The 12,684-nt window shown below is 71.4% G+C and carries 9 protein-coding genes; 5 read left to right on the forward strand and 4 right to left on the reverse strand.

What is annotated here, in order from left to right:
• Positions 1–1,227: a phosphotransferase gene (locus ACSQ18_RS08605; RefSeq protein WP_436036767.1), complete on the forward strand. Its 1,227-nt coding sequence runs from the start codon at positions 1–3 to the stop codon at positions 1,225–1,227.
• Positions 1,228–1,236: 9 nt separating this feature from the next.
• Here ACSQ18_RS08605 and ACSQ18_RS08610 read toward each other — a convergent pair whose 3' ends face one another.
• Both ACSQ18_RS08610 and ACSQ18_RS08615 read right to left on the reverse strand, forming a co-directional pair.
• Entirely contained in the window at positions 1,237–4,560 is a 3,324-nt protein-coding gene (locus ACSQ18_RS08610; RefSeq protein WP_436036768.1) for an ATP-dependent DNA helicase, read from the reverse strand.
• Positions 4,521–7,631: an ATP-dependent helicase gene (locus ACSQ18_RS08615; protein ID WP_436036769.1), complete on the reverse strand. Its 3,111-nt coding sequence runs from the start codon at positions 7,629–7,631 to the stop codon at positions 4,521–4,523. The genes ACSQ18_RS08610 and ACSQ18_RS08615 overlap by 40 nt, the downstream gene beginning before the upstream one ends.
• 89 nt (positions 7,632–7,720) lie before the next feature.
• Here ACSQ18_RS08615 and ACSQ18_RS08620 point away from each other — a divergent pair, with 89 nt between their 5' ends.
• Together ACSQ18_RS08620 and ACSQ18_RS08625 are read left to right on the forward strand one after the other, a co-directional pair.
• Positions 7,721–7,945, forward strand: coding sequence for a DUF3107 domain-containing protein (locus tag ACSQ18_RS08620; protein ID WP_436036770.1), 225 nt, complete (start codon positions 7,721–7,723; stop codon positions 7,943–7,945).
• A 1-nt stretch (position 7,946) separates the two neighbouring features.
• Positions 7,947–8,237, forward strand: coding sequence for a GlsB/YeaQ/YmgE family stress response membrane protein (locus ACSQ18_RS08625; RefSeq protein ID WP_436036771.1), 291 nt, complete (start codon positions 7,947–7,949; stop codon positions 8,235–8,237).
• Between the two features lie 15 nt (positions 8,238–8,252).
• On the opposite strand, the gene ACSQ18_RS08630 is transcribed toward ACSQ18_RS08625, so the two are convergent.
• Positions 8,253–8,969 (reverse strand): ferritin-like fold-containing protein, encoded by a 717-nt coding sequence (locus ACSQ18_RS08630; RefSeq protein WP_436036772.1) that lies wholly within the window; start codon positions 8,967–8,969, stop codon positions 8,253–8,255.
• A gap of 177 nt (positions 8,970–9,146) precedes the next feature.
• Between ACSQ18_RS08630 and ACSQ18_RS08635 the strand changes: the two genes are divergently transcribed.
• Complete coding sequence (locus tag ACSQ18_RS08635; RefSeq protein WP_436036773.1) at positions 9,147–10,667, forward strand: DEAD/DEAH box helicase; 1,521 nt, start codon at positions 9,147–9,149, stop codon at positions 10,665–10,667.
• An 11-nt stretch (positions 10,668–10,678) separates the two neighbouring features.
• Here the strand turns inward: ACSQ18_RS08635 and ACSQ18_RS08640 are convergent, their stop codons facing one another.
• Positions 10,679–11,575, reverse strand: a complete 897-nt coding sequence (locus ACSQ18_RS08640) for a PHP domain-containing protein (protein WP_436036774.1) — start codon at positions 11,573–11,575, stop codon at positions 10,679–10,681.
• Positions 11,576–11,633: 58 nt separating this feature from the next.
• Between ACSQ18_RS08640 and ACSQ18_RS08645 the strand changes: the two genes are divergently transcribed.
• Positions 11,634–12,671, forward strand: coding sequence for an endonuclease/exonuclease/phosphatase family protein (locus tag ACSQ18_RS08645; RefSeq protein ID WP_436036776.1), 1,038 nt, complete (start codon positions 11,634–11,636; stop codon positions 12,669–12,671).
• The last annotated feature ends 13 nt before the right edge of the window (positions 12,672–12,684 follow it).

Here is a 12,684-nt window from a genome sequence, read left to right on the forward strand (position 1 = left end):
ATGGCACGCTCACCTCTCACTCTAGCCGCGTCGGTGACGTCCGCTCTGCCTCGGGCGGGCGTCGTGAGCGCCGCCGCCCTCTCCGAGAACGCCGCCGGGCGGTACGACAGCGCGCTGGTCACGCTCGACGACGGTCGCCAGGTTGTCGTCCGTGTGCCCACCGATGCCGACGCCGACCGCGACCTCCGCGGGGAGGCGCGCGCGCTGCAGGCTCTCACCGCGGGGGTGCGCGCGGTGCTGCCGCTGGCCGCGCCCGTCATCCTGGGCGACACGGTGCTCGACGCGCGTCCGGTGGTCGTGCATTCGTGGCTGCCCGGCTACCGCGTCGACGCGGGCCACGTGCCCTCCGGCCCCGGAGTCGCAACGGAACTCGCTGCCGCCATCGCCGCCGTGCACGCCCTGCCCACCTCGGTCGTCCGCGACAGCGGGCTGCCGGCGCTCGATGCCGCCCAGGTGCGTGCGGAGGCCGAGCGACTGCTCGACCGCGCCGAGGCCACCGGGTCGCTCCCGTTCGGCCTGTTGCGACGTTGGAGCGCTGCGGTCGCCGCCGACGACCTCTGGCGATTCGAGACCACCGTCGTCCTCGGCGGCGTCGACCCGGCATCCTTCCTGTTCGAAGACGATGCCGACGACGTGCCCCGCATCACGGGCCTTCTGCAGTGGGGCGGACTGTCGGTCGGCGACCCCGCCGTCGATCTCCGGTGGCTCGCCTCCGCTCCGGATGCACGCACCGACGTGCTCGACGCCTACGCCGCCTCCTCCCCCCGCGCCGTTGACGGAGCGCTGTCCGAGCGCGCGCGACTCCATGCCGAACTCGAGTTCGCGTCCTGGCTCGTGCACGGCCACGCGGCAGGTTCGGAAAGCGTCGTCGCCGACGCCGTCGCCCTGCTCGAGGCGCTCGATGAGAGCGTCCGGGACGCTCCCCCGCTCGCGCAAGACTCCGTGACGATCGACGACGCGTTCGCCGCCATTGGGCGCGTACCGCAGGCCGCCGCCGTCGACACGTCGATGCAGACCGACACGTACGACGCCGACGCGCTCTCCGAGTACACGACGGACGAGACCGTGTCATCGACGCCGACGGAAGACGAGACCGCTCCCCTCGAGCTATCGGACTGGATGCGGCCCGAGCCCCCCGGCGACGACGTCACGGACGTGCGCGCGGACGACGACGACCCCGAAGCGGCGGCCCGCAACGCCCTGCGCCGCTGGACCGAGACGGCCTGATACCGCGCGCTAGCCGCGCAGAATGAGGTCGTCGGCCACGTAGTAGAGGACGACGTCGATATCGGAGAGCGCGATTCCGTGCTTTGCGTGATAGGCCCGGCGGTACAGCTCCAGCTGCACCATGCGCTCAGCGCGCTCGGCTGCCGTGCGAGGTGGGCGACCCGTCTTCCAGTCCACGATCTCGATGCGACCGTCGCGCTCGTACACCGCGTCGAGCTTGCAGATCACGACGTGCGGAGCACCGTCGTCGAGCAGATCGTCGGCGGTGAAGTCGATCTCGGTCTCCACCTCGATCGGTTGCAGGTCCGCCCACTCGGATGCCAGGAACCGTTCCTTCAAGTCGGCGAGAGCGCGGTGATCGGCGGAGGAGCCGATCACCGCATCGTCGTCCTGCTCCCACAGGCCGTCGTCGTCGGACGGACCGGCACCGCTGATGCCCGAGCGCTGTTCCACCCAGGCGTGGAACAGGGTGCCCAGACGCGTCTGCCGGTAGGGGCGCTCCGGCAGCGGACGCGCAGCAGCCGCCGCGGCGGCCGCGTAGTCGCCGACGAAGTCCTTGAAGCGCGACGCCGGAATTCGTGTCGGCGCGGACGGGGTCGCACCGACCCGCCGCGCCTCGCGCTCCGCCAGCAGGAGTGACAGATCACGCGAAGGGGCAGGGCGCGGACCTGCCTGGACACGGGCGACCGCATCCGCGGCGGCCTGCACTCGGGGCCGCCGCGAGCCCAGCGGGTCCATCGGCCAGGCGAGCAGACGCCGCTGGTCGAGGTAGGGGTTCTCACCCGTGTCTTCGGGCAGCTCCAGCGGGAGGTCGAGCGCATCGGCGATCTCGATCAGATAGCGGCTGGCGCCGCGCGCCGAGCGGGTGCCCGACCACGAGGCGCCCGTCAGGAGGAGATGATCGCGAGCTCGCGTCGCCGCGACGTACGCGAGCCGTCGCTCCTCGTCTTGGCGCCGCTCTTCGAGTTCCGCGCGGAACGCGGAGAGCTCGTCGCGCACGTCCTGCTGCGTCGGCGCATCGTCGAGGGACCACCGCAGGCGCGGGAGCCAGGCGCGGTCGCCACGGAAAGGGTAGGGCAGCACACCGAATCTGAGCCAGCCCAAGCCGTCTCGTGCCTTCGCGGGCAGTTCCTCCTCGACGCATCGGACGACCGCCACGGCATCCCACTCCAATCCCTTCGAACCGTGGATCGTGAGCAGCTGGACCACGTCTTCTTCGGGCGGCTCCGTGCGTGGTGCGAACTCGTCCAGTCGCTCCGCCCGATCGAGCCAGGCAAGCAACGCGGACAGTGAGCCGGAGTCATCGGTGGCGAGGAACCCGTGCAGTTCGTCGACGAAGGCGCGCAGTTGGTCGCTGGCGATCCGCGCCGGGCCGCGCGCTTCGTTGGCGGCCAGCTCGATGTCCAGACGCAGTTCGATCTCGATCAGTCGCACGAGATCGGGCACCGGTACTCCGATCGCTCGCCGCAGTCCTGCGAACACAGCGCCGGCGTCGCGCAGACGCTCGACGCCCTCATCGCTGAACCCGTTGAGCCAGCCGTGACCGGCCGGCTGCCGAACGATCCAGTCGAGTGCGTCGACGAGAGACGCGGCATCCGTGCCACGCATGAGCGACGCGACCTCGGCGTCGAGGGGCTGCAGAGCGGTGTCGTGCCGGACGAGCCGCCGGGCAAGGCTCGCGAGGGCCCGTAGATCGGCGAGCCCGATCGCCCACCGTGGCCCCGAGAGCAGTCGGATCAGCGCCGAGCCGGCCGTCGGGTCACTGATCACGCGGAGGGCCGAGACCACGTCGACCACTTCGGGAGTGGACAGCAGACCACCGAGCCCGAGGATGCGATGGGGAATCCCCCGACGCGCAAGGGCGTCCGCGAAGCGCACCATGTGCTTCTTGGCGCGGAACAGCACGGCCCCCGTCGTCGCACGCCCCGTCTGCGATCGGGTCGACCGGAGGTTCTCGAACCACGCCGCGACGCGCTCCGCCTCCGCGTCGACATCCTCCTCGAACGCGACCTCGACCTGCCCGGCGGGAGCCTCGGGACGTGCGCGGAGCGCGTCGACCCGTATGGGCGACCGCTCGGACAAGGGGGACAGCACGGCGTTCGCCGCGACCAGCACCGCCTCGCTGTTGCGCCAGCTCGTCAGTAGCGAGTACTCCGACGACTCCCCTTCCGCGGCGAACGCGGCCCGGAAGCCACCGAGATTCCCCGCACTCGCGCCACGCCAGCCGTAGATCGACTGGTGAGGGTCGCCGACGGCCATGACCGCGGTGCCAGCGAACAGCGTCGCGAGGAGATCGCTCTGCACGACGGACGTGTCCTGATACTCGTCGAGGAGCACGACCCGGAACCTATCGCGCAGGTCCGTCACCACGGCGGGGTGCCCCTGAGCGATCTCGAGCGCTCCCGCGACCTGATCCGAGAAGTCGATCACCCCGCGACGCTGCTTCTGACGCGCATACTCGCGGGCGAGCCCCGTGAGCGCGCCCAGTCCGCCTATCGCGCCGAGGGCCTTCTCCACCTCGGCGTACACCCCCTGGCCACGGCGCGCCGACGGCCGGTCGCGGACCTCGGCGAGTCCCACCGGGAACTCGGCGAGCTCGTTGAGATCGACGAGATTGTCGGCCGCGTCGCGAGCGATGCGCAGAGCGGCATCGATGATGGTCGAGGGTCGGTACTCGATCCCGTCCAGGCGCGGATCGTCGGCATCGTGCACGACACGACGCATGAGAAGCCAGGCGGCGGATTCGCTGAGGACGACGGCCTCCGCATCGCGGCCCACGCGCACGGCGTTCTCGCGCACGATGGCGTCGGCGAAGCTGTTGTAGGTCGCGACGGTCGGCCGGTGCAGGAGCGCATCGGGATCCGGCTCGACGGCGAGACCCGGCGCGAGGGCTTCGAGCGCCGCCCGACGCGCGGCATCCCCCGCTCCCGCACGCTCGATCTGCGCGAACACGTCCAGGCGGCCTTCGGCGTGGAGCTCCGGAAGCATCGACAGCATGCCGCGCTGCTCGAACTCCGCCAACCGCTGAAGCCGGCGATGGATGCGCTCGGCCAACTCGCCCGCCGCCTTCCGCGTGAACGTCAGACCCAGCACCTGATCGCGACGCACGAGACCGTTGGCGACGAGCCAGACGACGCGGCCCGCCATCGTCTCGGTCTTGCCGCTGCCCGCACCGGCCACGACGAGCGCGGGCGTGAGAGGCGCCGCGATCACGGCAGCCTGCTCGTCGGTCGGCGGGAACTGTCCGAGTGCCGCGGCGATGACGCGCGGAGAGAGGAGGGGCGCGGATGCCGTCACGTCGCGCTCACCGCCCCGACGGTGTGGATGCGGCACAGGCCGCGGGTGTGATCGTCACGGCAGTGGGCTTCGTAGGGCGCGAGGAACTCGCGCGCGCCGATCACCTGGACCGCATCGCGGATGCGGGCGAGGAAGGCCTCGCGGGTCTCGTCGTCGAACGGCGGCTGCGTGGGCGTGGCGTAGGGCGTGCTGCGGGTCTGCCGGAGCACCAGGAGTTTCGCGCCGCCCGCAGGCATCCCCGCCGCCGCCGCGATCGCGCCCCGCTCCTGAGCGAGCTGGTAGGCGCTCAACTGGGGATGGGTTGCCGCGGCTCCTGGGCCGGTCGCCTGCGTGCGCCCGGTCTTCAGGTCGACGATGACGACCGTGCCTGACGGCGTGAGCTCGACCCGGTCGACCGTCCCACTGATGACCGCCGGCATCGCCGCACCCTCGACGGGCACCTCGAGCTCGAAGTGGGGCTCGGCGCCCAGGAGACGGGTGCCGTCGGCCTCTCGGTCACGCAGATAGCGGGCCAGCCGCGAGATGAGGTCACGGGCGCGGGCGCGTTCGGCGCGTTCGATCCAGGCCGCCTCGAACTCCAGCTCGCTCCACCGCTCCTCCACGAGCGCCCAGAGCGCCGCGTCGTCGCCGCCTTCGGCGTGCTCCAACGCCGCGTGGATCAACGTGCCGAGACCAGCGGTGACGCTCGCACCGTCGCCGCCGAGGTCGCTGATCACCCAATTGAGCTGGCACTCGTCGATCGCCTCGAGCTTCGACGGCGAGATGCGCGCAGGCTCCGTCTCGAGGTCGTAGAGCGGTGTGTTCGTCGACGGCGGAGCGAGTCCGTACCAGTGCTCCGGCGGCGCGCCCGGCACCCCGGCGTCAGCCAGGAGGGCGAGCTGACCGGCCGCGTCGCGCCGGATCGCGGGCGGCACGCCGTCGGCCGTGAGCGCGCGGCGATGCTGGGCGACGAGCCCTCGCAACGAGAGCGGATGCTCCGCGGATGCCGGAGCCGGCAACGCGGGCGGAAGAAGCTCGAACAGGGCGCTCGGTCCGGTGTCGTCGTCGTCGACCGCGGTCACGATCAGCAGGGACCGTGCCCGCGACACCGCACGGGCGAAGAGTCTCAGCTCGTCGTGGAGCACACCGCGTCGACGGTCCACGGTGGCAGGGTCGATGCCGGCCGCGAGCCCGAGCCGCCATGTCTCCAGGAGGCTCCCCCGCACGCGCAGGTTGGGCCAGACGCCTTCCTGCACTCCCGCCACCACGACGGTGTCGAACTCCGCGCCGAGAGCGCCGGCGGGGGTCATGACACGCACCGCGTGGGGCGGCAGAGGCGCACTCAAACGGTCTTCCGCGACGTCCGAGTCGCGCACGCCGCGCAGGAAGTCCAGGGGCGACGTGCCGTCTTCACGCTCGCCGTGCCGCTTCGCGGCCTGGAAGAGCGCGACGACGGCATCCAGGTCGCGACCCGCCTGCTCGGCGAGCGGGCCGTGCCCGCGCGACATCTCGTGCCACGCGCGCTCGCGGCCCGAACGCTCCCACACCGTCCACAGCAGCTCGTGGGCCGTGGCGCCCTCGGCGATCTGCGCGCGGACCAGTCCGAGCGTCTCGGCCGCGCGAGCCGCGCGACGCCCCTCCCGCGTGTCGAGGAGCTCGAACTCGAGCGGATGCCGCATCGCCGCCAGCAGCAGCTCCCGCGGCGCCGACTCGTCGGGGTCGTCCCGTCGCAGTGCGTCGTGTCGCAGCGCCGTGCGCAGCCGACGCAGCTCGACCGTGTCCAGCCCCGAAGCGCGCAGAACGTCGACGACGTCGTCGGGCTCCCACGCGTCGGGATCGACGGCGGCGAGCTCGACGAGGACGAGCAGGTCGCGCACGGCGGCCGAGGACGCGAGCGTGCGTGTGGGACCCGTCGCACCGGTCGGCACGTCGCGCGCGGCCAGTTCGTCCTCGAGCGCGGCGACCTGACGTGCGTCGTGCGCGATGACGGCGCACTGCGCCCACGGGACACCCTCGTGCACGTGGCGTTCGCGCAGCAGGCGCGCGATCGTGTCGTACTCCTCGGCCGTCGAACGCAGCGCGTGGACACGGACCGACGCACGCTCGTCGGTGGAGTGATCCTCCCCGCTGGGCGGGCGCCGATGCGAGACGATGCCGCCGGCACCGATGCGAGAGGTCACCTCCGCCACGAGGTCGCGATGCACGCCCGTACCGCGGTGCACCTTCCGCAGAACGTGCACCGGAAGCGCCGCGGCGAGGCGCGCGAAGTTCTCGGGCGAGGCCCCGCGGAAAGACCCCGAGCTGATGTCGGGGTCGCCGAAGGCGAGCACGCTCGCCCCCCGATCGCGCAGCGCCTCGAGAAGCTCTACGCCCCCCCTGGTCAGCTCCTGCGCATCGTCGACGAGAACGACCCGCAGCCGCGACACGGCGCCGAGCTCCCGCGCATCGGACGGCAGCGAACGCAGGAGCCGGACCGCCTCACGCAGGAGGCCCGCGGCATCCCGGTGCGCGCCGCGCATCCGCGCGCGTACGTCGTGGTACTCGGCGGCGAAGCCGGCCAGCGAGCGCCAGATCTCGACGTCGTCGTCAGCGGCGCGCCGCGCAAGCGCGGGCGCGTCGATTCCCAGCGTCGTCATCTCCGCGAGGAACGCACGCACTTCGGCCCGGAATCCACGCGTCGCGCGCACCTCGGCGGGGAGCCACGACGGCCATCGCGAGGGCCCGGTCGCCTCGTCTTCGGCGTCGCCCGCGAGCAGGTCCTGCACGATCCGGTCTTCGTCGGGACCGGTGAGCAGCTGGGGCGGGTCGGCGTCGGCGGCGACGAGCACCGATCGGACGATCTGGAAGGCGAGGGCCGCCACCGACTTCGCCAACGGTCCCGCCGTCGCGACGCCCACCGCGAGCGCCAGATCGTCGCGCAGCGCCGTCGCCGCGGGGCGGGTCGGGGTCAGCACGACGAGCTCCTCGGGCGTGACGACTCCCTCGGAGATCAGATGCGCCGTGCGCGTGAGGATCGTCGACGTCTTCCCGGCGCCCGCCGCCCCCGCCACGACACCGGAGGCCTCGGGCGGCAGCTCCACGACCGTGCGCTGGGCGTCGTCGACGGCCCGGACGGAGAGGAGCGGCATGGCATCCACGCTAGCCGCAGCGCCCGACACTCGGCGGTGTCGTAGAGTCGAAGTGGCGCGTGAGATCACGTGCCGGAAAGGCAGTCACCGTGGAGATCCGCATCGGCCTCGCGAACACCCCGCGAGAGCTCAGCTTCGAGTCCGACGAGTCGGCGGACGCCGTCAAGAGCGCCGTGACCGACGCGCTCGAGGCGGGAACGAGCCACCTCTCCTTCACCGACTCGAAGGGCAACTCCTTCGTCGTGCCGACGGCCGCGATCACCTTCGTCGAGGTCGGCACCGACCAGTCCCGTCGCGTCGGCTTCGTCGCCTGACATGCAGATCATCATCGCGCTGGTCTTCGGCGCGGCGGTCGGCGGCCTGCTGCACTTCGTGCAGTCGGGGCGCGATGCGCGCGGCGTCGCCCTGGCACCGTTGCTGGGGGCCCTCACCGGCGGCCTGGTCTGGCTCGTCCTCACCTGGGCCGGCGTGACGACGCTGAGTCCGTGGCTGTGGCTCGTGTCGTTCGCCGCACCCCTCGTCGTCGTGCCGCTCACGCTGCTCCTGCTCACGCGTGCGCGCGCCGCGCACGATGCCCGGGAGCGCGTGCGCCTCGGTATCGCTTGATCGCGAGGGATGCCGTCAGGCGTCCAAGCCCATGTGCGCCATGCGGCGCGAGTGCGCACCCAGCAGCTCCGTGAAGACGGGCTCCACGCGCTTCTCCTCGGCCGCATCGAGCGCCTGCGGACGCAGTGCACCGCGCGCGATGAGCAGCGTGTCGCCGACCAGCCGTCGCCCCCACAGCGCGAGCAGGGACTTCCACTCTGCATCGGCGGCGATCGCAGCCGTGATGATCTGGACGAGCGCGTCACGGTCGTCGTCGCGATCGAGGATGTCCGCCACGCGGCGCCCCGTCGAGGCGTAACTGGCCGACAGCGAGCGGTAGAAGTCGTCGAGCATCCCCGCCGTGATGTGCACGGAGAGCATCGTCTCCAGCGGACGGGCCCCGTGCGTGGCCCGACGGAACGCGTCGAGCGGCTCGCGGAAGGGCAGCATCAGATCCAGCGGATCGTCGCCGCGGTCGCGGATGACCTCCACGAGTGCCCGGTGCTTCAGCAGGGCCGACCCCGCCGCGAGAGAGAGCGACTCCTTGTGAGTGAGGTCGGGGGTCGGCGCGATGAGCTCGCTCAGGGTCTCGAAGTACCCCAGCTGCAGGTACGCGGCCTGCCCGAGGAAGGTGTCGACGTCGGGGGCGAGCTCCTCGAAGTCGACGCGGGACACGTCACCGTGATCGCCGCGCGAACGCACGCGCAGCGTGCGCTCGGGGGCGTGCCCGCGCTGCCAGAACCACCTCACCACGGGTACAGCCTAGGCCGAAGCCACGCGCCACGCGGGAGGCGCCCGCGTGAGGCGGCGACCCCCTGGGATAGGCTGGGCTGGTCCCGGCGTCGGATCGGGACCCCCGCGCCTGTGGCTGAGTGAAGGGCGTGGACCTCATCACCCGGCGGCTTCTCACCGCCAGACAGGCACGGAAAAGTGACGACATTCGTCGAACTCGGCGTCGACCAGGACATCGTGGATGCCCTCTCCGCCAAGGGGATCGTTGACGCGTTCCCCATCCAGGAGCAGACGATCCCGCTCGGCCTCCCCGGCCAGGACATCATCGGGCAGGCGAAGACCGGTACCGGCAAGACCTTCGGCTTCGGCATCCCCGTCGTGCAGCGCCTGGGCATCGACCCCGCGCCGGGCGTCAAGGCGCTGATCGTCGTCCCCACGCGCGAACTCGCGGTTCAGGTCTACGAAGACATGGACATGCTGACGTCCAACCGGGCCACCAGCGTCGTCGCCATCTACGGAGGCAAGGCCTACGAAGGTCAGATCGACCAGCTGAAGGCGGGGGCGCAGATCGTCGTCGGCACGCCGGGCCGCCTCATCGACCTCAACAACCAGCGGCTCCTCGACCTCTCGAATGCGACCGAAGTCGTGCTCGACGAGGCCGACAAGATGCTCGACCTCGGATTCCTGCCCGACATCGAGAAGATCTTCTCGAAGGTCGCTCCCGTCCGGCACACGCAGCTGTTCTCGGCCACGATGCCCGGTCCGATCGTCGCACTCGCCCGCCGGTTCATGTCGAACCCCATCCACATCCGGGCGACCGATCCCGACGAGGGCCTCACGCAGGCCAACATCCGCCACCTCGTGTACCGGGCCCACTCGCTCGACAAGGACGAGGTCATCGCCCGCATCCTTCAGGCCGAAGGCCGTGGCAAGACCGTCGTCTTCACCCGCACCAAGCGCGCCGCTCAGCGTCTCGTCGACGAACTCAACGACCGCGGGTTCAACGCCGGCGCCGTGCACGGCGACATGAGCCAGGAGTCCCGCGAGCGCTCGATGGCGGCCTTCAAGGCCGGCAAGAAGGACATCCTCATCGCGACCGATGTGGCCGCGCGCGGGATCGACGTGGACGACGTCACGCACGTCATCAACCACACGATCCCCGACGACGAGAAGACCTACCTCCACCGCGCCGGACGCACCGGCCGCGCTGGAAAGACCGGCATCGCGGTGACGTTCGTGGACTGGGAGGACCTGCACAAGTGGGCCCTCATCAACCGTGCCCTCGAGTTCGGGCAGCCCGAGCCCGTCGAGACGTACTCGTCGAGCCCGCACCTGTTCGAGGAGCTCGACATCCCCGCGGGTACGAAGGGCCGCATCGCGACCGCGCCGAAGACCCAGACGATCCGCACGACGCAGCCCGCGCGGGCCGCGGAGGCCGCAGCCGAGGGCACCAGCGAGGGGGGAACGCGCCGTCGCCGTCGCCGCCGCGCCGGCTCCGACCAGTCGCGCGTCGGCTCCACCTTCGCGGAAGAAGCGGCATCATCCTCACGCAACGAGGCCTCGGTCGCCGTCGATGCAGGCAGCGGGCGCGACGCCGACGGCGCGGGAACGCATGACGGGTCCGGCAAGGAGCACCACGACGGCAAGCCCGCCGCCGCCCGGCGTCGGCGCCGGCGTCGGGGCGGATCCGGTGGCGGCGCGGCCGTCGCCGGCGCCTGACGCCTGCCCCGTCAGGGGTAGACCGGGTCGCTACCCGAGCCGAGGTCCACGATCCTTGCGACCATGTCGTCGGAGGTCGTGTTCTCCCCCGGCAGGTTGGGCTTGCCCAATCCGTGGTAGTCACTGGAGCCGGTGACGATCAGGTCGCGTTCGGCGACGAGGGAGCGCAGCCGCGCCAGCGCGGGCTCCTGGTTCTCCCGATGCCCGAGCTCGTATCCGGCGAGACCCGCGTCGAGCATGTCTCGTGTGAGTCGCGCAGGCAGAAGTCCGGCGCGACCTGCCGGGTGGGCGATGATCGCGACTCCCCCGGCTCGGGTCACCGCAGAGACCGCCGTGACCGGATCGGGCGCATACAGGGCGATGTAATAGTCGCTGGCGGGATGCAGGATGCCGGCGAAGGCGTCGCCGCGATCACGAGCGAGTCCTTTCGCCACGAGGGCGTCCGCGATGTGCGGCCGCCCGACGGTGGCCCCGGTCGCGGTCTGAGCGACGATGTCGTCCCAGTGCAGGTCGTAGTCGCGTGAGATGCGGTCGGCCATTCCCCGCGCCCGCGTCAGCCGCGAGTCGCGGATGCGTTCGGTGAGTGCCCGAAGGGTCGGATCGTCGGGGTCGAACAGGTAGGCCAGCACGTGCACGCTGCGCCACTCGTGCCTCGCGGAGAGCTCCATACCCGGCAGGAAGGTCATCCCGAGCGATGCCGTCGCCTCGGCCGCCTCGGCCCACCCGGATGTCGTGTCGTGGTCGGTCAGGGCCACGGTGCGAAGGCCGTGGCGGTGAGCGGCGGCCATGACGGTGGCCGGCGGCTCCGTTCCGTCGGAGTGATCGGAGTGCAGGTGCAGATCGCTCGGGCCGGCGAAGCGGCGGTGCGCGCGGGCCGCATCGACCCGGGGTTCACCGCTTTCCGACATGACCACGAGCGTAGCGCGATGGCGGGAACTCCCAGCCTGCTGTCCTAGAGTCGGGGCCGTGCTGCGGTTGCTCGGGATCCTCGTGACGGTGGTTTTCGCGATCTCTGCCGCAATCGTCACCTGGCCCCAGTTCTTCCGCCTCGAGCGCGCCTTCCCGTTCGCCCAGATCGTGTCGCTGCGCGGGCCCCTCGTGCTCGCTTTCGGCATCATCGGCCTGCTCGCGCTGCTCCTGTGCCTGGCGCGCACGGCGCGAGGATTCGCCGTGTCGGTGTTGATCGTGGCGCTCGTCGCGTCCGGCGCGAACGCGGCGATCATGGTGACGCGCGGCACCGGCTCGGCCACGCTCCCGGACAAGACGGAGGCGTCGCTGCGCGTCATGACCTGGAACACGGCGGGCGCGGCGACCGACCCGGCGATCATCGCCCGAACCGCCGTGGCCATGCAGGCCGACATCGTCGCGCTGCCGGAGACGACGATCGAGACCGGTGAGGACGTCGCCGTCGCGATGCGAGAGATGGGGCACCCGATGTGGGCGCACCACGAGGACTTCGGCGACCGCGAGGACTACCCCGACTGGGATGCCAACTCGACGACGCTGCTCATCTCGCCGGATCTCGGCGATTACGCGGTGGTCGAGTCCTCCTCCGACGGCACGAGCAACACGTCCGCCGTCCCGAGCGTCGTCGCGATGCCCGTGGAAGGCGACGGTCCGATCGTCGTCGCCGTGCACGCCGTCGCTCCCCGGCAGGACGCGATGGATGCGTGGCGTGGCGATCTCCAGTGGATCGCCGACCAGTGTGCGGCCGACGATGTCATCCTCGCCGGCGACTTCAACGCCACCGTCGACCACATGGATCGCCTGGGCACCGACGGAGGAACGCTCGGCAGGTGCCACGATGCGACCAGTGCGACCGGCAGCGGAGCAATCGGCACCTGGTCGACGGCGTGGCCCGCATTGCTGGGGACGCCGATCGATCACGTCATGGCGACCGACCGGTGGAAGCCCGTGGCATCCGTCGTCCTCGGCACCCTCGACGACGCCGGAAGCGACCATCGCCCGGTCATCGTGCAGTTCGAACGCGTCGGCGGTGACTGACCGACGGCGAAGT

Source organism: Microbacterium sp. LjRoot45, assembly GCF_964253325.1.
Taxonomy (GTDB): domain Bacteria; phylum Actinomycetota; class Actinomycetes; order Actinomycetales; family Microbacteriaceae; genus Microbacterium.